This is a genomic window from Ectothiorhodospira shaposhnikovii, from assembly GCF_047222355.1.
In the GTDB taxonomy this organism is placed as follows: Bacteria; Pseudomonadota; Gammaproteobacteria; order Ectothiorhodospirales; family Ectothiorhodospiraceae; genus Ectothiorhodospira.
The window spans coordinates 1306768-1330146 of sequence record NZ_CP178333.1 but is presented as its reverse complement, the minus strand read 5'-3'; the positions used below and the strand labels follow the sequence as shown (position 1 = coordinate 1330146).

The 23379-nt window shown below is 61.3% G+C and carries 23 protein-coding genes and 1 CRISPR repeat array (1 of these 24 only partly in view); of the genes, 8 read left to right on the top strand and 15 right to left on the bottom strand.

All coding sequences use genetic code 11. The features are described from left to right. Positions 1-41: 41 nt before the first annotated feature. The 3 genes from ACLF6L_RS06020 to nagZ all read right to left on the bottom strand — a co-directional run bounded on the left by ACLF6L_RS06020 (position 42) and on the right by nagZ (position 2170). On the bottom strand, positions 42-599 hold the full coding sequence (locus tag ACLF6L_RS06020) for a hypoxanthine-guanine phosphoribosyltransferase (protein WP_238616637.1): 558 nt from the start codon (positions 597-599) through the stop codon (positions 42-44). Between the two features lie 29 nt (positions 600-628). Continuing rightward, positions 629-997 (bottom strand): DsrE family protein, encoded by a 369-nt coding sequence (locus ACLF6L_RS06015; RefSeq protein ID WP_008933148.1) that lies wholly within the window; start codon positions 995-997, stop codon positions 629-631. 126 nt (positions 998-1123) lie between these two features. Then, entirely contained in the window at positions 1124-2170 is a 1047-nt protein-coding gene (gene nagZ, locus ACLF6L_RS06010) for a beta-N-acetylhexosaminidase (RefSeq protein ID WP_412852576.1), read from the bottom strand. A gap of 450 nt (positions 2171-2620) precedes the next feature. Between nagZ and ACLF6L_RS06005 the strand changes: the two genes are divergently transcribed. Further along, complete coding sequence (locus ACLF6L_RS06005) at positions 2621-2890, top strand: Lpp/OprI family alanine-zipper lipoprotein (RefSeq protein WP_238616635.1); 270 nt, start codon at positions 2621-2623, stop codon at positions 2888-2890. A 304-nt stretch (positions 2891-3194) separates the two neighbouring features. Beyond that, on the top strand, positions 3195-5282 hold the full coding sequence (locus tag ACLF6L_RS06000; protein ID WP_412852575.1) for a TonB-dependent receptor family protein: 2088 nt from the start codon (positions 3195-3197) through the stop codon (positions 5280-5282). 72 nt (positions 5283-5354) lie between these two features. On the opposite strand, the gene hemP is transcribed toward ACLF6L_RS06000, so the two are convergent. The 4 genes from hemP to ACLF6L_RS05980 all read right to left on the bottom strand — a co-directional run bounded on the left by hemP (position 5355) and on the right by ACLF6L_RS05980 (position 8915). Beyond that, on the bottom strand, positions 5355-5498 hold the full coding sequence (hemP, locus tag ACLF6L_RS05995; protein ID WP_238616633.1) for a hemin uptake protein HemP: 144 nt from the start codon (positions 5496-5498) through the stop codon (positions 5355-5357). Positions 5499-5778: 280 nt separating this feature from the next. Further along, a complete protein-coding gene (locus ACLF6L_RS05990; RefSeq protein ID WP_412852574.1) occupies positions 5779-6396 on the bottom strand; it encodes a hypothetical protein in 618 nt (205 codons plus the stop codon). After that, positions 6396-7679, bottom strand: a complete 1284-nt coding sequence (locus ACLF6L_RS05985; RefSeq protein WP_412852573.1) for a diguanylate cyclase — start codon at positions 7677-7679, stop codon at positions 6396-6398. Before ACLF6L_RS05985 ends, ACLF6L_RS05990 begins: the two co-directional genes overlap by 1 nt. 390 nt (positions 7680-8069) lie before the next feature. After that, positions 8070-8915: an ATP-grasp domain-containing protein gene (locus tag ACLF6L_RS05980; RefSeq protein WP_412852572.1), complete on the bottom strand. Its 846-nt coding sequence runs from the start codon at positions 8913-8915 to the stop codon at positions 8070-8072. Positions 8916-9068: 153 nt separating this feature from the next. Between ACLF6L_RS05980 and frdA the strand changes: the two genes are divergently transcribed. From frdA to cas6, 6 genes are all read left to right on the top strand, one after another. Further along, a complete protein-coding gene (frdA, locus tag ACLF6L_RS05975) occupies positions 9069-10829 on the top strand; it encodes a fumarate reductase (quinol) flavoprotein subunit (protein WP_412852571.1) in 1761 nt (586 codons plus the stop codon). A gap of 12 nt (positions 10830-10841) precedes the next feature. After that, positions 10842-11594 (top strand): succinate dehydrogenase/fumarate reductase iron-sulfur subunit, encoded by a 753-nt coding sequence (locus tag ACLF6L_RS05970; RefSeq protein WP_008933156.1) that lies wholly within the window; start codon positions 10842-10844, stop codon positions 11592-11594. Next, entirely contained in the window at positions 11594-11992 is a 399-nt protein-coding gene (locus tag ACLF6L_RS05965) for a fumarate reductase subunit C (protein ID WP_412852570.1), read from the top strand. The genes ACLF6L_RS05970 and ACLF6L_RS05965 overlap by 1 nt, the downstream gene beginning before the upstream one ends. Further along, positions 11992-12354, top strand: coding sequence for a fumarate reductase subunit FrdD (gene frdD, locus ACLF6L_RS05960; RefSeq protein ID WP_238616627.1), 363 nt, complete (start codon positions 11992-11994; stop codon positions 12352-12354). The genes ACLF6L_RS05965 and frdD overlap by 1 nt, the downstream gene beginning before the upstream one ends. 311 nt (positions 12355-12665) lie before the next feature. Further along, positions 12666-12980: a CRISPR-associated protein Csx16 gene (csx16, locus tag ACLF6L_RS05955; protein ID WP_238623545.1), complete on the top strand. Its 315-nt coding sequence runs from the start codon at positions 12666-12668 to the stop codon at positions 12978-12980. Positions 12981-12984: 4 nt separating this feature from the next. After that, complete coding sequence (cas6, locus tag ACLF6L_RS05950; protein WP_238623546.1) at positions 12985-13992, top strand: CRISPR system precrRNA processing endoribonuclease RAMP protein Cas6; 1008 nt, start codon at positions 12985-12987, stop codon at positions 13990-13992. A 138-nt stretch (positions 13993-14130) separates the two neighbouring features. Here the strand turns inward: cas6 and ACLF6L_RS05945 are convergent, their stop codons facing one another. From ACLF6L_RS05945 to ACLF6L_RS05910, 8 genes are all read right to left on the bottom strand, one after another. Continuing rightward, positions 14131-14466, bottom strand: coding sequence for a HigA family addiction module antitoxin (locus tag ACLF6L_RS05945; RefSeq protein WP_238623547.1), 336 nt, complete (start codon positions 14464-14466; stop codon positions 14131-14133). A gap of 10 nt (positions 14467-14476) precedes the next feature. Further along, positions 14477-14767: a type II toxin-antitoxin system RelE/ParE family toxin gene (locus ACLF6L_RS05940; protein ID WP_412852569.1), complete on the bottom strand. Its 291-nt coding sequence runs from the start codon at positions 14765-14767 to the stop codon at positions 14477-14479. 228 nt (positions 14768-14995) lie between these two features. After that, on the bottom strand, positions 14996-16063 hold the full coding sequence (cmr6, locus tag ACLF6L_RS05935; protein ID WP_412852568.1) for a type III-B CRISPR module RAMP protein Cmr6: 1068 nt from the start codon (positions 16061-16063) through the stop codon (positions 14996-14998). A 214-nt stretch (positions 16064-16277) separates the two neighbouring features. Further along, positions 16278-16631, bottom strand: a complete 354-nt coding sequence (locus tag ACLF6L_RS05930) for a type III-B CRISPR module-associated protein Cmr5 (protein WP_238623403.1) — start codon at positions 16629-16631, stop codon at positions 16278-16280. A gap of 13 nt (positions 16632-16644) precedes the next feature. Then, complete coding sequence (gene cmr4, locus ACLF6L_RS05925; RefSeq protein ID WP_238623404.1) at positions 16645-17535, bottom strand: type III-B CRISPR module RAMP protein Cmr4; 891 nt, start codon at positions 17533-17535, stop codon at positions 16645-16647. Positions 17536-17571: 36 nt separating this feature from the next. Continuing rightward, positions 17572-18699: a type III-B CRISPR module-associated Cmr3 family protein gene (locus tag ACLF6L_RS05920; protein ID WP_238623405.1), complete on the bottom strand. Its 1128-nt coding sequence runs from the start codon at positions 18697-18699 to the stop codon at positions 17572-17574. Then, positions 18692-21676 carry a type III-B CRISPR-associated protein Cas10/Cmr2 gene (gene cas10 / locus ACLF6L_RS05915; protein WP_412852567.1) on the bottom strand — a complete coding sequence of 995 codons (2985 nt, stop codon included), beginning with the start codon at positions 21674-21676 and terminating at the stop codon, positions 18692-18694. Before cas10 ends, ACLF6L_RS05920 begins: the two co-directional genes overlap by 8 nt. Before the next feature lie 5 nt (positions 21677-21681). After that, complete coding sequence (locus tag ACLF6L_RS05910) at positions 21682-22761, bottom strand: RAMP superfamily CRISPR-associated protein (RefSeq protein WP_238623407.1); 1080 nt, start codon at positions 22759-22761, stop codon at positions 21682-21684. Between the two features lie 202 nt (positions 22762-22963). Next, positions 22964-23379: direct repeats of the CRISPR family, unit length 37 nt; unit sequence GTCTTAATCCCTTCTTCATCAGGGTCTACTTTCCGAG (it continues 3826 nt past the right edge of the window).

Genomic DNA, 23379 nt, shown 5'->3' with positions numbered 1-23379 from the left:
GGCATCCGCGAGGATGCCGTCCAGGGGAATTGTCGGGGATTTCAGCAACCCTTCACGGCATAGATGCCGGGGGCATTACGCAGGTATTCCTTGTAGTCCATCCCGTAACCGAAGACATAGCGGTCTTCCACCTCCACTCCCAGATAATCCACCATCAGTCCGGGAACACGCCGGTCATGGTGTTTGAGCACCAGTGCCGCGGACAGGACCCTGCCGGCCCCTTCCTCGCGGCAGTAATCCAGGATGCCCGCCAGGGTATGCCCCTCGTCCAGGATGTCGTCCAGCACCAGGACCGTGCGACCCTTGAGCGAGGTCTGCGGCTTCACCAGCCAATGCAGTTCCTCGCCACCGGTGAGCGCGCCCCGATACCGGGTCGCATGGAGGTAGTCCACCTGCAGGGGAAAATGCAGACGTGTCAACAGATGACCGGCGGCCACCACGCCGCCGGTCATGACACACAGTATCAAGGGGTTGCTGTCCGCCAGATCACGGGTGATGGCCTCGGCCATGCGGTCCATGGCCGCCTCCACCTGTTCACGCGACACGAGGCAGTCAGCCTCGGCTAGGACCTGTTTCACATGCTCCGGAGTTACAGACATGGCAACCCTTTCTGGTTTTGACGGAAAGATCAGTAGGTGAATGTCACGGTATCGTCATCCATGGCCTGGCCGATCACATAGGCACCGCCCACGGTTTCCTCGATCTCGGGGATCAGATCATTCCCCCAAAGATCCAGGGTGGGCGTGCAGACCTTGAAGTGCGCACCGGCCTCATGGGCATCCTTGATGAAATCATACACCGACTTGGTGCTCCCCTCCTGCACGAACAGGTTTTCGGCCACGCCCTTCTTCGCCAGTTCGCCGGCGCGGCCGGTCATGATCACCTCCACCTCGTACTCCATGGCGGCGGCCACGGTGGCCTGGAAGAAGGGCGCCCCCAACTCGGAGGGGTTTTTCGGATCGGTGTTGACCATGATGATCAGTAACTTGTCGGCCATTATCTTGTGTCTCCTCGGGTGGTATTACCTTATGTTGCAAAGGCATTATAGGCACCGGATTCCAGGCCTCACAATGTATAAGAACCGCTTATTCCGGGATCAGCCACGGAGGTGGAAACAGGACTCTCAGACCGGCAGTTCCAGATTCATGTCATCATCCAGCGCCCGTGCGATGCGCACCGCCGCGGCCCATTCCGGGTCGGCTTCCAGGCCGGCCCAGGATGGGGCACGGCGCCCATGCATGCGGGCCAGGCGGGCCATGGACACCGGGTCCGCATGCCCCTCCAGGGTATCCAGCACCTGCGAGGCGCCTTCCGGGTGATTGCAGACCAGTACCATGTCACAACCGGCCTCAAGGGCCAGGCGGGTACGGCGGGGAAAATCGCCGAAACTCTCGGTGGCGGCCATGCTCAGATCATCACTGAAGATGGCCCCCTTGAAACCCAGACGTCCGCGCAGCACGCGCTGCAGCCAGAGGGGGGAAAAACCGGCGGGCAAATCATCCACTTGGTCATACACCACATGGGCGGGCATGATGCCGGCGATACCCTCACGCACCAGACGGTCAAAAGGCTGGAGATCATCGTGCAGGATCCGATCGAACGGCCGGTGATCCACCGGCAGGGCCAGGTGAGAATCCGCCTGCACCCCGCCATGCCCCGGAAAGTGCTTGCCCACGGCTTCCATGCCGGCCGCCCGCATGCCGGCCACGACCTGATGCCCCAGTTCTCCCACCACCTCGGGGCGACGATGAAAGGCCCGGTCACCGATCACGCCGCTGCAGCCGTGGGCCAGATCCAGCACCGGGGCAAAGCTGAAATCCACCCCCACGGCGCGTAGCTCCACCGCCAGCAGCCAACCCAAGGTCCGGGCCGCACGACGGGCGGCCGCCCGGTCACGATCATGCAGGGCACCCAGGGCGGCCATGGCCGGCAAATGGGTGAATCCTTCGCGGAAACGTTGCACCCGGCCTCCCTCGTGGTCCACCGCCACCAGCAGATGGGGGTCCCGCAGGGCATGGATCTCGGCCACCAGGGCCATGAGCTGTTCACGGGATTCGAAATTGCGGGTAAACAGGATCACGCCCCCGACCCCGGGACGCTTCAATAACTGCCGTTCCCAGGCCGTCATCGACGTGCCTTCCAGATCCACCATCACAGGCCCAAGGGGCATGACGCACACTCTCCCGGCTCGGAAAGCGGGAATTGTAACCAAATCCCCACCGGTTTCACGCCACTGAATGCAGAAAGCCGAAGATAAAAAAACGGGGTGCCGAAGCACCCCGCAAGCAGGAGGAGTAAACGATGACCGACATGACCAAGAGGGCCGGATGTCAGACACGTAATGAAATGCATGAAGCATGCCAGAAAAAATGCCGACACAGAGGAGAGTTCCATGACAACACATTGAATGCAATGCACTTTTTTCAGGCAAGACGATAAAATCCGCCCCAACATGGTGCAACGACCGGATGCGTTTTGAACGGGTATTTTTGTGACCGATTAAATATCTTTCGGGGGGATACTATGGATACTTAAAGCCACCTGTTAGAATTCAATTCCCAATCCTACAACCCAGCTTAAACCGGAGGTTCCAATGCAGAAAGGAATGTTCAAAGTGGCCATGGCTTCAGCAGCGGTCCTGACGCTGGTGTTGACCACGGGCTGTGCCACGACCAAGAACCTGGAAGAAAACCGCCAGTTGATCGACAACGCCAAGGTCACCAGTGACCAGGCCCTGCGTACCGCCAACGACGCCAAGGCCGGCGCCGACCAGGCCAATCGCACCGCCAACGAAGCCAACCGCAAGGCTGACCGCGCCCTGCAGGAAAATGCCCGCCTGCGCGAGATGATCGAGCGCATGGAGCGCACCTACCAGCGCCCCGGCAAGTAATTCCCTCCCCGGATTTTGGCAGCGCGGACCTTGCGGCCGCGACTGCCCGCCCCTGACGAAAGCCCGCCTTATGGCGGGCTTTCTTTTTGCCCGGCCAACACCGTTCCAGACCAGACCGTCGCCATGGCCGGATCCAGGTTTGACAGATCCCAAAAAAATGAATGAGAATGAGAATAATCGTGAATTTTTGATGGAGATCGAAATCCTGATCTCTCGTTCCACAACCCAGCCCGCAAGCCAGCCAATCCCCCTGAGGGCCTAGCCAGCCAGCGTCACTTTTGACCTCACGCAAGGGGATACATCCGTGCCCAAGACATGCCGCACGTCCGGCGACATGCCGAATCGACTCAGATTGACCGCATTGGCCACCGGGGTTTCCATGGCACTCGCCATGGGTGGTGCCTCGACGGCCATGGCACAGCAGGCCACATTCAACCTGCCACGTATTGACGTAGTCGGCCAGACCGATGCCGACATCGCCCGCCAACCAGGGGCCGTTAATAAAGTGACTCGGGAAGAGCTTGAACTGTGGCAGCCTCTGTCCACGGAAGACGCACTGCGGCGTGTTCCCGGCATCAGCATCAAAAAGGAAGAAGAATCCGCGGTAATCGCCAATATCGGCATTCGTGGCCTGAGCGCCGCCGACTACAAGACCCTCATTCTGGAAGATGGTGTGCCGGTGGCACCGGGCTTGTTCGTGGGTAACGGTCGCTACTACAACCCCCGCATCCAGCGCATGGAGGGTATCGAGATCCTCAAGGGCCCGGCGGCCCTGCGTTACGGCCCCAACACCATCGGCGGAGTGATCAATTATTTGACCAAGGAACCCGAGGACGGCGTGAGCATCAGTGGCCGGATCGGCTCCCATAACCTGCGCGAATCCACGGTGGAAGTCGGCGGCAGCGCACCCTCGGGCGATGCTCGTCTGGGCGCCGTGGTGACATGGGCGGAAAGCGACGGATTCATGGACAAGGGCTACAGGATGTCCGACGTCATGATCAAGGGCGGTATGGCGATCGGCGAAAACCAGTGGGTGAGCATGAAATTCAGCCACTATGACAATGACGCCAATATTTCCTATCGCGGCCTCTTCCTTGACGCCTACAAGTCCGGGGCAGACTATAATCCGGCGCCGGATGACTGGTTCCTGACCGAGCGTCAGTCCTTCGATATGAACCACGAATGGCAGATTAGCAATACCATGCGCCTGAATACGCTGGTGTACTGGAGCCAGATGTACCGTGACTACTGGCGTTACGGGGTCAATCAAGCGGATTCCGTGGCCGCCGGCCGCTGGATCTATACCGACGCCGTCACAGGTAATAACCGCGCCTTTGAACGAATTGGCCTGGATACCCGCCTGAAGGTGGATCACAACAGCTTCGGCATGCAGAACGAGGCGGAAATCGGCCTGCGCTTCATGGACGAAAGCATGACCGACCAGCGTGTCAGAGCCACCCGGGCTCAACCGCGTCACGGAAACGTCGACAGAAATGAAAAACAGACTGCCCAGAGCCTGGCGGTATTTGCAGAAAACCGTTTCCTGGTCAATGAACGACTGGCCATCACCCCCGGTCTTCGCATCGAGACTTACGAGCAGGAACGGGATGACAGGGTCAATAATGATAACGATGGCACCTCTCGCAATACCGAGGTGCTGCCGGGCATCGGCGCCACGTTCCAATATTCTCCCCAGGTTCAGTACTACGGCGGCATCTACAAGGCGTTCTCGCCGCCACTCAACAACCAGTCCATCGTCGACGGCGTGGACCAGAAACTGGATGCGGAAAACTCCATCAACCTGGAAATCGGCGTCCGGGCACATCATGGCAATCTGCGGTATGAACTCACCGCCTTCCATATGGATTTCGACAACCAGATCACCCCTGCCGTGAGCGGCAATCTGGCCAATGCCAACGCCGGCAGCACCCTGCATCAGGGTCTGGAAGCGACGATGGGATATCAGTGGCACAACGGGTTCAGTCTGGATGCCAACGTCACCTACATACCGACGGCCGAATACCGGGAAAACCGAGGTGGTGGCATTGACAGGGGCAATCGCCTTCCCTACTCACCGGAGTTGATGGCCAATGTCACTCTGGGCTATGCGGCAGGCCCCATCAGAACCGCCCTGTCGGGCAACTATGTCGGCAAGCAGTATGGTGATGGTACGAACACCAAGGAAATCACGCCAGTCTCGGGTATTTGGGGTGGCGAAATTCCCAGCTACCATACCTTTGACCTGACGGGCCTGTACGACGTGAACAGTCAGTTCACGGTCTTTGGTGCCATCAAGAACCTGACCGACGAACGCTATATCGGCGGACTGCGACAGGGAATCTACGTGGGACCGGAGCGTAGCTTTGAATTGGGCGCACGCTATCGCTTCTAAATCGTTGTAAACCTGAGCACCCGGCCCTACCCCATCACAGAGTAGGGCCGGGTGCCTTGCCCATCTCACCTATCACTTGGTCAGAATCAGTTTCCCCTTGCTGGTGACCCGCAGGGTATAGATCTCGCCCTGGTGCTCGATCCGCAGTTGGCGACGTCCCTCCAGCAGATCCGTACTGGAAAGCAGCCTGCCGCCCAGGGGAGATGCCGATTCCATGCCTGCCTCCTGCGTCCCCTTCCCTCCGCTCAAATGGTGTTTCTGCACCTGGTTCATCAGAACAATCTCTCTGCGTCAGGGTCCAGGCCGCCGCGCGCGGCGACCGAACCGATAGTCGATCAGCTGGCAGAGAATTGTTATTGATAATCGTTATTATTGTCAAACTCTATCATGCCTTTACGGGCACTCTGAATAGGGAATTCCCGGGCGCGAGGGAATCCAGTCCTGGATTGGGCCTCCTGGATTCCCGCGAAAGCGGGAATCCAACGGCAAGGCCTGTTCAGTGTCTCCTAGGGGACACCCCTGCCTCGGGGCCAAGATGGCAACGCAACTGCCCCCTGATGAAGCGTTCGGACGACACCTCGCTCCTCAGACCTCGACGATAATCCTCAAATGTGCCCAGCAGACGGGCACAAGCCCCGGGATCCCGGTCATGCTGCCCCCGCACCGAACACAAACTGACCGTCGTGCCATCGAAATAGGCATGGCCTTGCCCCCGATACCGGCCCCCATCGGCCGTGGTCATCAACTGAAACGGCATTTCCATCCCTTGCACCAGATCCACGGCCAAGGGCTCCAGCGGGCGCCAACGTCCCCCCAGCCTGCCCTCGGCCGATGTCAGCACGCACTGGACCCGCTCTCCGTAGCGAGCTTCACGGCGCCGCATTTCCAGTTCCGCCTGCTCACGGGCAGCCTGCGCCTCACGCGCCCTGGCCTCGGCCGCGCGCCGCTCCGCCTGCGCCTGGTCCAGGGCCGCCTGGGCTTCCCTGGCCCGGATCTGCTCCTCAAGGCTGAGCGACACCCATTGTTCCTCGGGAATCCCCAAGGGATAGCGGGTGGCACATCCCGCGGTGAATACCACCAACGCAAGAACGACCAGGATGGTTCTGTTTGTCATCACGGATTCTCCTGCTCCATACGGACCTGATCCCTGCCCGAAGACTTGGCTTCATACAGCAATCGATCGGCCCGGGTCAGCATGTCTTCCAGACCGCTCCCCGGACGCACCACCACCCCCAGGCTCGCGCTGAGCGACACGGCGGTTCCCTTGATCGTCACTTCCAGGGCGGCGATCTCGGCCCGGAGCTTTTCGGCCAGCAGCCGGGCCTTGTGACCGTCCACGTTCTGCGCCACCACACAGAACTCCTCCCCCCCGTAACGGGCCACGATGTCGGAACTGCGGGTGATTTCGAGCAGATGACGGGCCACTTTCCTGAGCACCTCGTCGCCCCCGAAATGACCAAAGCGGTCATTGACGCTCTTGAAGTGATCCAGATCCATCAGGATCACCGCCAGCCCCTGGCCGTTCCGGGCCGCGGCCTCAAGCATCATCCGACCGGCATCGGCCAGATAACGGCGATTGTAAAGACCCGTCAACGGATCACGGTTGGCATTTTCCTCCATACTCCGGATCAACTCGATCAGTTCCACGTTCTGATTCACACGAACGAAGAACTCCTCTTCCAGAAAGGGGCGATTGATGAAGTCATTGGCACCCGCCTTGAGCAGGCGGGCAGAGAGCATGCCCGATCCGTAGTTGGACATGCCGATGATGCAGAGATGGCTGCGGGAATAACGCTGACGGATGCGGCCGATGAGTGCGACACCATCCATGCCCGGCATGTTCTGGTCGCACAGGACCAACCGGATGTCCTCGTGCTGCTCCAGCTGTGCCAGGGCCGAGGCACCATCCCGGGCCTCCCGCAGGCGATAACCATAACGGCGCAGCAACTCCATGAGATAGGCCCGGGCGGAATTGGAATCATCCACTACCAGCACACTGATATGGCGATTGCGGTAGATGCGCTCCACCGTACGCACCACATGCTCGATCTCGGATGGGTTGGTCTTGTTCACATAGTCCACGATGCCCATGTCCATGAGGCCGTCCCGCTCGTTGTCATTGAGACCGGCGGTCAGCACCAGGACCGGCACGCCCTGGGACATGACCCAGGGCACCACTTCCCCATCCGGGGCATCGGGCAGATTGAGGTCGAGCACGGCCAGGAACAGCGCGTCCTTGCGGGCCAGCACGATCTTGCGGGCCTCTTCCAGGGTGCCGGCCACCTCGACCGTCACACCTTCGATAAGACCGATGCGATCCGCCAGCAGGCCAGCCACGGAGCGGCTGTCTTCCACGACCAGCAGGGTATGCCCCCGCTTGTCCACATCACTTACCATGAATCACCTTGGGATGTTCTGAATACGTCATGCCGGCGCATGCGGGAATCCAGCTGTCCTCTCCATCTTACTCCGCCTGATCTATCCGTCATCCCCGCACGGGCGGAGATCCAGCCGACAAAGGAACACTCCTGCGCTTCCCTGGAACGTCATCCCCGCGCAGGCGGGGATCCAGCCGCGGACTGCTGTCACTCCCGGACTCCCGCCTTCGCGGGAGTGACGACAGGAGACATGTTCGGGGAGTCACGACAGGGGACTTGCTCAGTATTTCCCTTGCATCGCACGGTATCGGGTACCGGACGAACCTGACCCCTATATTAGACCAAGTATCAGATCAGAAGTGACAGACAATCGCCGCGGGAGGCCGTAGTCCCGGAACAATGATCGGAATCAGGCCGCCAGCAGGGGACTGGGAGAACGGGGGGTGGGCTGACGGGCCAGCAGCCAGCGCAGGATGGCATCCTGCACCCGCAGGCCATGGCGGTTCAGGGCCGCGTTGCCGAACAGGGTATTGAACTCCAGCAGATAGGGATGTTCCCCCACCATGGCCACGTCGAAACCGGCATGGTCAATCTTCAACCGGGAGGCCACTTCGGCCACCAGTTCCAGGGCCTGTGGCGGCACCGCATCGAAGTGGATCCGTCCACCCTGGGCCACATTATTGTGAAATGCCCCTTCCGCCGCCTCGCGCCAGTAGGCGGTAAACACCCCATCCCCCACCCATACCACCCGGATGTCCTTGCGGATGGGCAGCAGTTCCTGGGCATAAAGCACCGGCTGACGGGAGGCCCAGTCACGCAGTTCGGCCACTGTCCGGATCAGCGCCACCCCCTGCCCCATGGAGGAACGGGGCACCTTCAGCACACAGGGCAGCCCCAGAACATCCAACACCTCCTCCACGGCGGCGGGCGTGGCCGGAAGGATCAGGGTATCGGGCACATGCCGGGGACAAAGGGCCTGAAAGGCCCGGGTCATCTCGATCTTGTCATGCCCCAGGTGATAGGACGACACGGAAGGGAAAATCGCGCACCCCAGGGCGTAATGGAGGCTGTTCACCTGCCAGTATTCCGGAAACAAGAGCCAGTCGGCTTCCTGCAGACGCTGACGTTCCACCAGGTAGTTTTCCGGGCGCACATAGCGCACACCGGGCATGCCGATGGTCCGGAAGGGATCGAAAGTGATCAGGTGCAGCCACAGCCCATCGCCTCGCGGCGGCACATCGCATTGCTGCGCCACGCAAGTTCTCCTGAAAAAGAGGTAAAAAGACGACCGACTCATACACCGCAGGACGCGGCGGCGGGATCTTATGCCTTTTTTGATCTGGCTGGAAGTGTGGCCGCGAGGAATCCTGCTAAAGTGTCTCCAAACCCTTCACAACGGGATCATTCCATGCAGGTCATCCAGTCCGACGTGGTCATCATCGGCGGCGGAGGTGCCGGACTCCGGGCCGCCATCGCCGTGGCACAGGAAGCCCCGGGGCTTTCCGTGGCCCTGGTTTCCAAGGTCGTCCCCATGCGCAGTCACACCGTCGCCGCCGAAGGCGGCTCCGCCGGGGTGATTCACCCGGATGACAGTCTGGACAAGCATTTCGACGACACCGTCTCCGGCGGCGACTGGCTCTGTGAGCAGGACGTGGTGGAGTACTTCGTCGGCCAGTGCACCCGGGAGATGATCCAGCTGGAACAATGGGGCTGTCCCTGGAGTCGCCGGGACGACGGCAGCATCAACGTGCGCTTCTTCGGCGGCATGAAATCCCCCCGCACCTGGTTTGCCGCCGACAAGACCGGCTTTCACATCCTCCACACCCTGTTCCAGACCTCGCTGCAGTTCCCCGCCATCCGGCGCCATGACGAGTTCTTCTGTACCGATCTGTTGGTGGAAGACGGTCGCCTGCAGGGCGTGCTGGCCCTGTGCATCGCCACCGGCGAACCGGTGCTGTTCCAGTGCAAGTCGGCGGTGCTGGCCACCGGCGGCGCCAGCCGGGTCTTCGGCCAGAACACCAATGCCGGCATCGTCACCGGCGAGGGCATGGGCATGGCCTACGCCCAGGGCGTCCCCCTGCGGGACATGGAGTTCGTGCAGTGGCACCCCACCGCCCTGCCCGGCAGCGGCATTCTCATGACCGAAGGCTGCCGCGGCGAGGGCGGCATCCTGCTCAACAAGGACGGCCACCGCTACCTGCAGGACTACGGCCTGGGTCCCCTGGACCCGTGGCCCCGCCCCCGTGCCATGGAACTGGGGCCCCGGGATCGCCTGTCCCAGGCCTTCTGGCACGAGGACCAGGCCGGCCGGACCCTGCAGACCCCCCACGGCACGGCGGTCCATCTGGACCTGCGCCACCTGGGGGAGAAGAAGATCATGGAACGCCTGCCCATGATCTGCGAACTGGCCCGCACCTTTGCCGCCGTGGACCCGGTCACCGCCCCCATTCCGGTGCGGCCCGCCGTGCACTACACCATGGGTGGCGTACTCTGCGATGTCCATGGCGCCACGCCGCTGCCCGGCCTCTACGCCGCCGGCGAATGCAGCAGCGTGGGCATCCATGGCGCCAATCGCCTGGGCTCCAACTCCCTGGCCGAACTGCTGGTCTTCGGCCGCGCCGCCGGCCTGTCCGCCGCCCGCCATGCCCGTGAAACCCCTGCCGCCTCCGCCGCGCTCCAGGCCCAGGCCGAAAGCCGGGCCGCCGTGCATCTGGACATGCTGCGCCGGGAAGGCGGCACCCGGGTGGCCCGGCTGCGCCAACGCCTGCACGAGATCATGGAAGCCGGCGTCGGCATCGTCCGCGAAGGGCCGCGCATGGCACAGGCCTGCGAACAACTGGCGGAGCTGCGGGAACAGTTCCGGGCCGGAGTGGCCCTGGATGACCGGGGCCGTGCCTTCAACACCGAATGGCTCACCGCCATCGAACTGGGCCATACCCTGCAGGTGGCCGAGGCCATGGCCCATGCCGCCCTGCTGCGACAGGAATCCCGCGGCGCCCACATGCGCATCGACGGTTTCGAGGCCCGGGACGACGAACGCTTTTTGTGTCATTCCCTCATCCATAGCCAGGGCGACGCCCCGCCCCGTGTGACCCACAGCCCGGTCACCATCACCCGCTCCCAGCCCAGGGCGCGGGTCTACGGCGGCGGCGCCCAGAACCAGTCATAGCCGGGGGATACCGTGAGCCAGACCCGCACCATCATGATCGAGTGCCTGCGTTATGATCCCGAGCAGGACCAGGCCCCCCATTACCGGACCTATGAGGTCCCCTTCACCGACGAGATGTCGGTGCTGGAAGGACTGCAATACATCAAGGACCACCTGGACGGCAGCCTCACCTTCCGCTGGTCCTGTCGCATGGCCATCTGCGGCAGCTGCGGCTGCATGGTCAACCACCAGCCCATCCTGAGCTGCCAGAGCTTCCTGCGGGACTACTACCCGGCCCGCATCCGGGTGGAACCCCTGGAGCACTTCCCCATCGTCAAGGATCTGGTCATCGACCAGAGCGACTTCCTGGGCAAGCTGGAATCCGTCACGCCCTACCTGGTCCCGGCCCAGCCGCTCACCCCGGAGGACGGCCCCAACCTGCAAACACCCCGGCAGATCGAGGACTACCTGGGGTATGCCCAGTGCATCAACTGCCTGCTCTGCTACGCCGCCTGCCCCCAGTACGGCCTCAACAATGCGTTCACCGGACCGGCCGCCCTGGCCCTGCTGGCCCGCTACAACGCCGACTCCCGGGATGCCGGACAAAAAACCCGCATGGAGGTGGTGAATGCCGAGGAAGGCGTCTGGGGCTGTACCCTGGTGGGCCTGTGTTCGGAAGTCTGCCCCAAGCACGTGGACCCGGCCCGGGCCATCAACCGCAACAAGATCAACAGCACCCAGGATTACTTCCTGCGCTTTCTGGCGCCCTTCGGGAGGGGTTCGTGATGACGCCTGCACCCAAGACCTACGTCCGCCCCATGAACCGCTGGTGGATGCGACACCCCGCCTACCGCCGCTACCTGCTGCGGGAAGGCACCAGCGTGATGGTGGCGGCCTATGCCCTGTTCCTGCTCGCCGGCATGGTCTGCCTGGTGCTGGGAGAAACCGCCTTCAACCTGTGGCGGGGCTTTTTGCAATCGCCAGTGTCGGTGATCTTCCATCTGGCGGCCCTGGCGGCCTTCGCCTTCCATGCCTGGACCTGGTTCAAGGTCATGCCCCTGACCACACCCCCGATGCGATTCCGGGGCCGGTCGATCCCTGACCGGATGATCTTCCGCGCCGCCCTCTGGGCCTGGGGCATCGCCTCCCTGGTCCTTCTGGTGCTTGCCATGAGGTTTCTGTGATGAGAGCCCGTTCCCACGAACCCATCGTCTGGTCCCTGTTCGGCGCCGGTGGCGTCTTTGCCGCCCTGCTGGGCACCATGCTGGTCCTGATCATCGGCATCCTCGTCCCCATGGGCCTGGGTTTTGGTCCCGACGCCATGCATTACGACAGCCTGCGCAGCCTGTTCGGCCATCCCCTGCCGGCCCTGGGCCTGGCGGTGGTCATCAGCCTGTTCCTGTTCCACGGCGCCCACCGCATCTACCACACCCTGCATGACCTTGGCATACCCGCCTCGAAAAAGATGATGCTGGCCTGCTACGGCAGCGCCGCCGCCGGCTCCGGCGTGGCCCTGCTGCTGGCGGGAATGCTGGTGGTGTTCTGAGGGCGGCAAGCACTTTACGAACGCCACTTCCGAAAACGTCATGCCCGGAGACGCCCCCCAGACACGTCATCCCCGGAGACGCCCCCAACACGTCATTCCCGCGAAAGCGGGAATCCAGGCCACGGAGTGAAAACCCTGGACTCCCGCCTTCGCGGGAGTGACGAAATATTTGCGGGAGTGACGAAAACAGACACCCCAATTGAAGAAAATAGGTGCCCCGACTTGCGAGAAAGGCAAGCTTGCCGGGGCCAAGATAAGGACCAAACTGCTTAAACTTATGCGGACACCTTCCACATCGGAGTCTGCACACCATGGGCAACACCTATTTCATCAGCCGCCACCCCGGCGCCGTGACCTGGGCCGCCAGGCGGGGTATCCCCGTGGATCGCACCCTGGATCATCTGGAGATCGAACTCGTCCATCCCGGTGACACCGTCATCGGCACCCTGCCCATCAACCTGGTGGCCCGGGTCTGCGAACGGGGCGGCCGCTATCTTCACCTGAGCCTGTCGCTGCCCCCGGAACTGAGAGGACAGGAATTATCCGCCGAGACACTGGAACGGCTGGGGGCACGGCTGGAAGAATACGAAGCCGTCCGCAAACCCTGTCCGGAGGCAAGGAAATAGCCCCATGAGCCATGATGACCCATCCACCACGCAGCAATCCGGCCCAATGACGTCACAGACCATCAAACTGCCCTTGGCCCGTTACCGGCTGTTGTTCCAGGCACACACCCCGGTCACACTACCCCGATTTGCCGGCTCCACCTGGCGGGGCACCCTCGGTCATGCCCTCAAGAAGGCCGTCTGCGTAACCCGTCAACCCCATTGCAGATCCTGCATGCTGCTGCATGCCTGCGCCCACGCCTACATCTTCGAGACCCCGCCGCCGCCCAGCGCCGGAAAGATGCGAAAATACACCGCGGCCCCCCACCCCTTCGTACTCAGTCCACCCGACGGCCCGCATCAGTTGTCACCCGGGGACGAATATCCCCTGGATCTCACACTCATCGGCCAGGGCAATCGTCACCTGCCCTATGTCATCCATGCCCTGTCCCTGGGGGCCCGCAACGGGATCGGCAAGACCAGGGGCGCTCTTGAACTGATCCGGGTGGATCAGGCCGTCACGGTCGATGCCATGGATTTGCAAACCATCTTCATACCGGGACAACCCGTCCAGACCCTGCCGGCGCTCACGCCCTCCATCCCGGCAACGCCGAAACAACCGATCACACTGACGCTGCACACCCCCCTGCGACTCAAGCGCGATGGACACACCGTACAGCCGGATGAATTTCACTTTGCCGACCTGTTCTCCAATCTGCTTCGGCGCGTCTCCATGCTCAGTTACTTTCACACCGACACGCCCCTGGACACCGATTTCGCCCAACTCACCCAGGCCGCCCGGGCATGGCACCCATGGCAAGCAGATCATGCCCGGCTGCAGTGGCAGAGCTGGCAGCGCTACTCATCGCGCCAGAAAGCCCACGTCAACATGGACGGACTCACCGGACAACTGACCCTCCCCCACGAAGGCATCGAACCCTTCTGGCCGTATCTCTGGCTGGGGCAGTTCATTCATGCCGGCGCGGGCACGGTGATGGGACAGGGGCGATACCAAATGGCAAGCTTGAGATAAAAACCGGATCAGGCCCATCAAGAAAGACCGTGGCATGGGGGAAACACCCAACAAGCCCCCCACCGTCACTCCTGCGAAGGCGGGAGTCCATAATCTCCGGCCTATGACTGGATTCCCGCTTGGGCGGGAACCACTGATTCAGAACTTCCCATGCTCAACCATTGGGGTTGAGCAATTTTCTGACACAGAGTTCCAAGGACGAATACTCTTCAACTGATCCTTAAGGACATCTTCTGCAACCTCGGTGTCATAGGCCACCTGCGCCCGCAGCCAATAGCCATTCGACAACCCAAAGAAACGGCAGAGACGCAAGTCAGTGTCCGCGGTTATCGAGCGCTTTCCGGCAATGATCTGGCCGATTCTCTGAGCGGGCACGCCAATTTCCTTGGCCAATCGATACTGAGAAATGCCCATGGGGTCTAGAAACTCTTCTTTCAGTAGTTCCCCTGGCGTTACGGCATCAATCGTGCGCATGGTTTACCTCCTAATGGTAATCAACAATTTCTACATCTTCCGCTCCTGCGCTGGTCCAGCGGAAACACACCCGGAACTGCTTGTTGATTCGAATGCTGTGTTGCCCCTGGCGATCACCAGACAACGGCTCCAGCATATTACCGGGCGGTACTTTAAGATCGTCCAGCCGGCCTGCAGCCTGCAGTTGCCGAATCTTCCTCAAGGCGACGCGCTCAAAATTGACAAACCGCCTCACACGGCCACCACTTGCCAGCTTCTCGGTATCCTTACACCTGAATGAGATAATCATCGGGATGATCATGACGCGACGCACTAATAACGTCAAGCGTCACCACCCCTTGACCGGAGAGCCGGGACTGGTTTGTCTGGCCAGGACTTCCGCTCGGGGCAAGGCTTCATCCCTGCCAAACGGCAAGCTTGCCGTTTGGCACACGGGCATGGCGCCCTGGTACATTTCCAATCCAGACGCGAGGCCGGCAAGGGAAACGGCCAGGGAGGCAAGGAGGCCTCGCGTCTGATTGCCTTCCAGTCATTCGCCCCGCAGTGAGTTGATCACTGCTTTCAGGTCTCTGATTTTCCTACTGCTCGCACCCCACTGTTTATCAAAGCTCTCCACCAGGGCATCGGCGGCCATGCCGCGCAGACCCGGATCATCCCACTGGGTGACGACCTTGATGAAATCATTTCGCTCCTGATCGTATACGCCACCGGGTTGATAGGGCTGCTTGCGGGCCTCCTGGGTACAGGCACGAAAGGCTGCGATCCGTTTTTCTGCCTCATGCCGCTCGCGGTCCTCTTCTGACAGGCTTTCCAGCAAGGCTGACTCTGCTGCCGCGGCACGTTGTTCGGCCTGCGCCTTTTGCTTCTCCCGTCGAGTCTCGGAGGCACTGGAATCAATGGCCATGGCGCCATAACCCAGGCTGGTCTTGGCACCAAAACCGAGCCACTCAAACGCATGGTCAAAGGCCGCCCGCATGAGATCCTGCCAGACCTTACCCAAGGTATCCGTCACCCCCAGGGATTGCATGCGTGCCCGGTCGATTCGCAGATGAAAGGTAAAGCGGGCACCCGGTGGGACGGCCAGGAATTTAATGGGGATGGGTTGCCCGGAGTCATGGGGGGTAGCCTTGCCTTCGTAGTACTCCTTCTGATGGGGTGTCATGACCTCGACCATCAGGTTGCTGCCCTTGTCCAGCCTGGGTATGACGTCCCAGATATCCAGCAGTCCACGAAACAGGGGCGCATCCGCTTTCTGTCCATCCTGTGGATCGTGGCCGAACAACAGCTCAATGGCGGAGCGGCGCTCCTTCTGGCTGGTGTCGAACATCTGGTCCCAGCCAAAGGTATTCTCGGGTCTCCAGTCACGGCGCGGATCACCCGCCAACTCCTCGGCGGCGGCCCGCAGCACCCCCTTGATACCACTGCCGGGCAGATAAGGCAGGCCGTGGGGATTGAGAAATGCAAAACCATTTTCCAGAGGGTGCTCGTTGCCCATGCCGGTGACAAACGGGGCAATACCGATGGCATCGACGCTGAGACGATCGCTGTCCGCAAGCTGTGCAATAAGCCCATCCTGACGGTCGGCCAAAGCCCTCATGCGCCTCCGATCATCCGATCCAAGTGCCGTGATGGTTTCCCATGCTTTAAGTGCCGCGGAATCATTCTTACTCCAAACGGGCTCCTTGGAATTCTGTTCATCCCGCGACGTCCAGATCGGGAGATACATGCCAAATCGCATACCGGGGGAGGCTTCCCCCAATAGGGTCTTGAAGTGCTGACCCAGATAATCAGGTACGGCGGCACGGGGCATGTCAGACACCTCCCTTCTGACGGGCCGGAGCAACCTGACGCAACCACTTGAGCCAGGCCATGGCCTCGCGATTGACATCCCGAAACTGGGCCGGTGTGGCGTTCATCAGGCTTTCCATGAAAGGCTCGAATTCATCGCTTCGAATCCAGTCGAATCGTCCGGCAAGCCAGCGACGCAGGCGACGGGCCACGTCCTCGCTTTCCTTGTCCTTGTCATGGCAGAAGGCCAGTACCTGCATCAAGCCACTGTTGATGATCAGGGCCGGGAGAGATTTGGCTGCATTCACATGGTCTTTCGTGTAATCCTGCGCCGCCTGCCAGGCGTCTGTGGCGCGCTTGTGGTCAATGGTCTCCATGACGACTCCCCCCTTAACCGGGCATGTGGCAGATGAGCAGGCCGCGTCCGGTGGTGGCATCGCCCCCCACCTGCAGCAGATCGCTGTGCAGAACCGCCCGCACTTTAGCCATGACGAACCCGGCATCCAGCGGTAAATCACCATGGCTGCCGCGGGTGGCGCCGGCCATCACGGGGGCGATGAGCAGCGATTCCGGCGGCAGGTTTTCGGTATAGAAAAGACCACCATCGCTGGCTGTTCCAGTCTTGGGATCAATGCGCACGTGGGGTTCGATCACCATGGCATGTTCGGCAAAGTGCGAGAAGTCGTGATCGTTGAGCACCACCAGATCCTGACTGAGCTTATTGCGGAAATAGTCATGGATCGGGTCGGCCGGCAGCGCGAGTGCTGCCAGTTGCTCGGCAATGGCATGGACCTCGGGCGACATCTTGGCACGAAACTCATGAGCCTCAAGGTGAAGCGCCTGATCCGTGGACAGACAGGCGGGATTTACCAGATGGGCATGGCCTTCCGGCACCTCGGGGATCGACCAGTTGACCCGTTGGTGACACAGGGCCAGCAAACGCTGGGCACGGGCCAATGCCTGCGGACAGGTGGCATAGACATAGCCCCCTTTGAGGGATCTTACCGGCAGGGCCACCGTCTGAGCATCGCCAAAACTCAATGCACCGGCGTGCAGGTTGCTGGAACCGCTCTCCGGTCCAAACAGCGGATCGATGTGCTCACGCTTGCCCCCGAGTTGCTCGAAACCATGACGAACCGCACCCTTGAGTCCGGAACCCGCAATGCAGGGATGACCCGTGTGGCATTCACGCTGAATGGGATTGTCGATAAGACCAGTGGCCTGGCCGCCACCGGCATGCACCGGACTGACGGCGTAGAGAAAGAGCGGGGCTTTTTCCATAAACATTAGGTGTTCTCCGTGGTCATGCCTTTATGTTCAAACAATAGCGAGGGTAAAGCGGTTATAGCCCTCGGCACGGCGGTGTCTGTCCAGGCTGTCCGTGGACCAAAGGCCTGCATCCAACCAGTCAGCCAGGGCTTGTGGGCTGACCTCATCAAAGGCCACCCAATACACACTGCCTACCGGAGCGACCCGCCGGGCCGACTTCGGACGGCGCAAGGCCAGGTCATAGCCCGATATGATCTCGGCACGGGGCACTGCGGCGCAGGTAATCCTTCCCCGTATACCCGGTGCGCGGATCACGCCCGCCCCATCGCCCGGCGTCCAACCTTCAGTGAACAATCCCGGCGTGGTCAGGATCAGGCGGGCATGCCCGGCTTGGGCCATCGCCTGCAAATCACCTTGCGCGGGTTGCCATTCGACAGTCTCTGCCTCAGCAGCATGGCCGTCCCCCCCCAGCCGGAGGGTGATCCGGGCAGGACAGTCCGCCGTGTGGACCCGCGCCAGAAATCCAATCGTGCTGTCATTACCACGCATCAGGGAGATGGCCTGAGTGGTGAACAGCTTGCCGTCATCGGCACAGCGCCTGACAGGTTCGAGCCCAACCCCGGTACGAATTTCCGTCTGCCACAGCTCTGAACCGGGGATCCAGTGAGCCGGAGCCGGCGTTTGCCCAGCCAGATAGTCGGACCATCCCTGTTCATCCAGCCAATAGCCGCTCACCGGTTTTCCCCGGGAAGATTCAGGTAACACGGCCAGATCCGGCGTAGCGCCGGAGCAGGAGATACCCGCCCCCCGGGTTCGAGGGCGCACGCGCTCAATGCGTAATCCGCCCTCGTCATCCCGCTTGGCCACCAGGTCAGACGGCGGCCGATACAGTGGCGATATCCGCAGGCCATCGTGCCGGGCCAGTTGCCAGTGTGTGAGCCGGAAGCGCCCTGGCGCATCCCTGTGGCCCAGGTCGGGGTCTTCCAACCGACCCTCGGCAAAGGCATGAGGGTCGATGCCACGGGAGACCATCAGCGCAGAACGCAGGGCGCCGGCGGCTACCGATGGCTGAGGCGGCATCTGGCTGACGCCATAGCTGCCTGCCTCGCCAAAAATGCGGTTGCCCCGAAAGGACAGCACGTCCAAGGGACGAATGAACAGCGCAATATCAGGCATGTGCGATCTCTCCGTGTTCAGCACTCCGGAATGACGAGGCGCCCGAACGACTCTCACGGGCAAGGAACTCAGCGATAGCCAACAAGTTGGCGAGTTTCCGCACGGGAGCCTCGCCATCCAGCGCAAAACCGGCGATGGCCCGACTCAGACCGGGAACGTCGTGATGCTGGGCAGCCGACTTGTGCGCGCACTGCCGCTCGAACTGGTAGCAGAGCAAACCGGCCATCATGTCTTCAGGCGGATGGGAAGGCAGCGTGGCCAACCATTGCAGGCTGTGATACACCGCCCTGCGAGAGACGCGGGGATCGGCCAGAAAAGCAATCAGGCGCTCCAGCAATGGAACACTGTCCCACTTGGCGGTAAAACTCAGCTCCCCACCACTGCGCTTGACGATGGTCAGGCTGAATGCATCACGCCCCCCCTCATTCTTGGCACGTTTTTCCGCGGCCTCCAGTGCCCGACGCACGGCAGTAAGGGGTGCCTGGTGGTGTGCCACCACCCCCCCAGCGGAAGCGGTGGCTCCCTCTCCCATCATGCGCATCAGTCGCCCACGCAGCATGGCAAAGCCGTTACTCAAGACAAGGTTCCGGCTTTGCCGGGCACTCTGCCAATTAGAGGTTTCGCCCCGGCCACTGTAGGCGTCACGCAGTCGGCGCATAGCGGGCAACAGATGACCCACCGGCAACATGGCCAGCACATCATCCCCACCGGCATAGAGCAGTCGCCCAGGATGCTCCTCTTCCACGACTTCGGGCACCACATGCAGGGTGAAGTCATTGAGGGCCGAGGAAATGGCCATGTGCCGCCCCGGTGACAAGGCTCGTTTTTGCTCGCCGTAACGACGGATATGCGGATGTTTTCCGGCCAGACGATCGAAGCCCGCCTGAACATCGGGGTGGAAACTCTCGCGATAGGTGACGGCATGCGCAGGGTCACCGCTCAGGATGCGGCCCATATGATCGCCGTCCATCATCAGCAAGGCGTAGTAGGCCTCCGGCTTCTGACCCAGCAGACGGGACACTGCCTGGCGCGCTTCCTCCATGGCCTGGTCCTGATCCGCCTCGGCGGCGGATTCCAGCAACCCGGGCAAGCGACGGGCGATATTGAAATCCCCCTTGCCGACGGCCTGACGAGCCAGACGCCTGGGCAGGGGGACCGCCGGTGCGGCCTCCAGTCTTTGCATCAGCGAGGTATCAGGCGAGCGCCCCCCTTCGCTCATCCAACGCTCCAACTGCCCGGCCAGGGCCATGGTGTGGGTGGAGACCACGAAACGGGGAACCTGGCCCCTGTCCATGCCCAGCGCCTGCGCCACCTCGGCGGCAAACAGGCTGGGCCAAAGTCGTTTGAGTGCCGGCAGACCGGCCAGATGCTCACCGCGCTTTGCCCAGCTCTTTTTCTGCCCCGCCACCCGGTTCCACAGGCTGTCTCCGGTCCGGCCTGGATATTCCTGTAAATCTTCATCGTCCAGCGCCAGCCGCTCGGCCTCACCGGACAGCGTACAACGCCAGCCTTCCTGCCGGGTCTGCTGAAAAGGACGCACGGCCTTGGCCGCCGCCAGCACCCGATCTGCCAGATCGTGTACCGCGGGATAAAGCACCCCCGGGTTGGGAGAAAAGAACCGGATGCCATCAGCTTCCATCGCCCGGCTCAGCGCATGCCAGACAGGGCTACCCAGAAAACCCGGGGCATCTTCACCGTCAAAGAAAGGCGCCATGGCCTCGGACAGCTTGGTCACATCAAGATCGGTGTCCCTTTTACGATCATTGGCACGGATCAAGGAGAAGGGCACCGCCGCCCAATGCACCTCGGGGAATCCCTCCAACTGCTCGCGCATCTGCCGGTGAGCGCGTGAATCCGAGGCATTGATCTGGAGACTATCGAGCAACGCATCCACAGCCTGCCGGCCCATGTCATCCAGCCAACGGCGGACGCGATCACTCGCTGCCTGCGCTAGCGCCTCTGCCCGTTCCGCGGGCACCACGGCAACAAAGCGGTTCGGCAGTGCGCCGGAGAACAGAGGATTGGCGTCAGTTTCCCTTTTTGCCCATGCTTCATCGGCAAACCATTCCTTGGGCAAATTCATGGTGTCGCGTAGCCACAGGTCCACCTGCGGAATACCACGCAGCCGTGGGAAGAGGATGGCATCGGGACCCAACTCCTCGCAGATCACCCGCATGGTTTCCCAGGCCAATCGCGACAGCAGATGGGAACCGGCCCACAGGTCGGAAGTGGAACGGGCGCTGGCAATGAATTCCTGCACTGGCCCAATGCTCATGGCCAGCAGGGCTGCCTCGCCCTGGCTGTCGCCGGCAAAAGCACCCGCAAAGGCAGAAGCCAGATCCAGATGATCCCAAATGGAATGATCCGGCACCCGGGTATCGGCGGGTAGCAATGGCCAGAGGTGACCCAGGGTGTGGTTATCAGCCGTTTCCTTGAGTGTCGGCCCGAAACGCCAGAAAGCCAGCAGAGTACGCTGCCAGTCGGTATTCCCGGCCCCATCACGACAGATCAATCCTTGAAAGTGCTCGCGGCTGCGCTGCTTGATGTCCCGGATATCAGTTTCCTGCAGCCCCTTGAGGTCGAGGGCTTCGCCGGTCAGGGGATGCTTGAGTATCGGTCGCTTGACCCAGTTCACCCGGGCGTAGTCGGCGACCGCCAGGGTCTTTTCCTTTCCGTCTCGGGTGGTGATATCAATCTCCCGAAGCGGCCACTGGGGGCGATCAGCAGCCGCCGACCACCAATCCGCCCGCTTGACGGCCCGGTGAATATCGGCGGCCAGCCGATCAAACAGGATATCTCCCAGGGCATCCGGATCGGCGGGCAAGTCCTCAGTACCGGACTCCAGGCCCAAGTCACGCTTGAGCACGCGACTGGTTCCCCCCTCGTGCCCGGCGGGATCCCGCAACAGCACCAATGCCTTCTCCGCCGGATCATGGATACGGGCCGCCAGTTTGGTTTTCCAGAGTGTGGTGGTCATCGGCACTACTCCTTGATGCGATTCAGTCCGTGACACTGCGTGTCGAGAAAGTCATGTACATTCCCCCAGGCACTGCACAAGGCCCGACCATCGGGCCTGAATTCGGCCGGCGGGCGGATGGGCATGTGGTAGATCACGCCGCGCAATCGACCCTGGGCATCCTTGCGTGCCGTGAAACGCATGCTGTTGGGCAGACGCTGGTTATTCCAGCCCAGCACATCGTGATTGGTGACGGGATAACTGAGCCAGTGACGGGGTTCCGTTTTTTTTGCGCCCTTACCCGTTGTGAAAGATAGATGGGTGCGAAAACCGATCTTGATGGCGGCCAAGGTCTGCATGAGCCCGTGCCAGTCGGCTTGCGAACCGGTCTGCCAGATCAGGGGACCCGTGTCATCCGCACCCACCGCGTGAGCCCATTCCGTCTCAAGGGCTTTTTCCCAGGGCACCAGTGGCAGCGGTGTGCTTCGCCCCGATGGCGTGCCTGTCTTGACCTGGACCTGTAATGCGCCCCAGCCGTTGCGGGAACGGCCACCAATCGTGCCGAAGCGGTCGATCCAGTGCATGGCACGGTCAATACGGTGGATTTCGGCCTGGTCATCGCCGGGAATCGCCAGCCTCAGGGTGGCCGTTTCACCGGCCTGGATGGCGGCGTTGCCCTTGAGGACAGTGCAGCGCCTATTCTTATCGTGGGTGAGCGGACCATAACCAAGATAGAGTTCGGAGCCGACCGGCATGCCGTTTCCACCCATCCCTACTTCGGGGTGGTGCGTCTTCCTTTCGGCCGTGCCCTCCCAGTCCTTGAGCTTGCCTGGATCCCAACTATCCAGTCTCAATCGAAGCCTTGACTTGCGATGCCCACCTTCATCTTCACTCAGCCAGGCATTCCCGAATAGCCTGCCCTCGGCAGCGCGCATTTTCTTGACAGCATCGCCATGGAGTCGAAAATCCTGATCCTGTGCCCAAGCCACCCGCCACCAGGCCCGGAGTAGTTGCTTGAAGGGAGGACTACGCCACCGTGCGCCTTGATCGGCACCGCCAAGAAAGGCGGGCGTCAGAAAGGTGATTTCATAGCTTCGTTGTTCCATGAGGGCGTCCATTCTGTCTTTGGATATTCAGCGTAGCCGATGCTGGCAGGCTTGCACGACTATGGCAAGCTTGCCATGGCCGTACAGGTCCATCAAACGGAATGCCGAGTATCCCACGAAGGATTAGCCACTAAAAATAGCTGCATAACGATGTACTCTCAGGCGACAAGTCCCTTGACAGCTGCCGACCCGGGGTAGTTGGGTCTTAATCCTTTTTTCATCAGGGTCTACTTTCCAAGTTGGAGCGCTGGCAAAGGTTACTTGCTTATATTCGTCTTAATCCCTTCTTCATCAGGGTCTACTTTCCGAGGGCGGTCCACGGAAAGCATCCCGGTTGCTATTCGTCTTAATCCCTTCTTCATCAGGGTCTACTTTCCGAGGAAAGGCGGCGGCAGAAAAGGATAAGGTTTTCTGTCTTAATCCCTTCTTCATCAGGGTCTACTTTCCGAGTTCTGGAGCTGGCACTGGCAGCGGCATATCAGGTCTTAATCCCTTCTTCATCAGGGTCTACTTTCCGAGGACAAGAATCGTGTGCCTGGATTATTCCGGGCAGTCTTAATCCCTTCTTCATCAGGGTCTACTTTCCGAGGCTCACCACCCGTGCCATCACTATCCTGA

What these genes read in the sequence shown, in the direction of transcription:
- frdA (WP_412852571.1), top strand. Translation starts at nt 9,069, where the DNA reads ATGCAGGTCATCCAGTCCGACGTGGTCATCATCGGCGGCGGAGGTGCC.
- ACLF6L_RS05985 (WP_412852573.1), bottom strand. Translation starts at nt 7,679, where the DNA reads ATGGTAAGTGATGTGGACAAGCGGGGGCATACCCTGCTGGTCGTGGAA.
- ACLF6L_RS05930 (WP_238623403.1), bottom strand. Translation starts at nt 16,631, where the DNA reads ATGGAGACCATTGACCACAAGCGCGCCACAGACGCCTGGCAGGCGGCG.
- frdD (WP_238616627.1), top strand. Translation starts at nt 11,992, where the DNA reads ATGAGAGCCCGTTCCCACGAACCCATCGTCTGGTCCCTGTTCGGCGCC.
- ACLF6L_RS05940 (WP_412852569.1), bottom strand. Translation starts at nt 14,767, where the DNA reads ATGATCATCCCGATGATTATCTCATTCAGGTGTAAGGATACCGAGAAG.
- ACLF6L_RS05920 (WP_238623405.1), bottom strand. Translation starts at nt 18,699, where the DNA reads ATGCCTGATATTGCGCTGTTCATTCGTCCCTTGGACGTGCTGTCCTTT.
- cas10 (WP_412852567.1), bottom strand. Translation starts at nt 21,676, where the DNA reads ATGACCACCACACTCTGGAAAACCAAACTGGCGGCCCGTATCCATGAT.
- ACLF6L_RS05910 (WP_238623407.1), bottom strand. Translation starts at nt 22,761, where the DNA reads ATGGAACAACGAAGCTATGAAATCACCTTTCTGACGCCCGCCTTTCTT.
- cmr4 (WP_238623404.1), bottom strand. Translation starts at nt 17,535, where the DNA reads ATGGAAAAAGCCCCGCTCTTTCTCTACGCCGTCAGTCCGGTGCATGCC.
- ACLF6L_RS05965 (WP_412852570.1), top strand. Translation starts at nt 11,594, where the DNA reads ATGACGCCTGCACCCAAGACCTACGTCCGCCCCATGAACCGCTGGTGG.
- ACLF6L_RS06020 (WP_238616637.1), bottom strand. Translation starts at nt 599, where the DNA reads ATGTCTGTAACTCCGGAGCATGTGAAACAGGTCCTAGCCGAGGCTGAC.
- cmr6 (WP_412852568.1), bottom strand. Translation starts at nt 16,063, where the DNA reads ATGAGGGCTTTGGCCGACCGTCAGGATGGGCTTATTGCACAGCTTGCG.
- nagZ (WP_412852576.1), bottom strand. Translation starts at nt 2,170, where the DNA reads ATGCCCCTTGGGCCTGTGATGGTGGATCTGGAAGGCACGTCGATGACG.
- ACLF6L_RS06015 (WP_008933148.1), bottom strand. Translation starts at nt 997, where the DNA reads ATGGCCGACAAGTTACTGATCATCATGGTCAACACCGATCCGAAAAAC.
- ACLF6L_RS06005 (WP_238616635.1), top strand. Translation starts at nt 2,621, where the DNA reads ATGGCTTCAGCAGCGGTCCTGACGCTGGTGTTGACCACGGGCTGTGCC.
- cas6 (WP_238623546.1), top strand. Translation starts at nt 12,985, where the DNA reads ATGAGCCATGATGACCCATCCACCACGCAGCAATCCGGCCCAATGACG.
- ACLF6L_RS05945 (WP_238623547.1), bottom strand. Translation starts at nt 14,466, where the DNA reads ATGCGCACGATTGATGCCGTAACGCCAGGGGAACTACTGAAAGAAGAG.
- ACLF6L_RS05990 (WP_412852574.1), bottom strand. Translation starts at nt 6,396, where the DNA reads ATGACAAACAGAACCATCCTGGTCGTTCTTGCGTTGGTGGTATTCACC.
- hemP (WP_238616633.1), bottom strand. Translation starts at nt 5,498, where the DNA reads ATGGAATCGGCATCTCCCCTGGGCGGCAGGCTGCTTTCCAGTACGGAT.
- csx16 (WP_238623545.1), top strand. Translation starts at nt 12,666, where the DNA reads ATGGGCAACACCTATTTCATCAGCCGCCACCCCGGCGCCGTGACCTGG.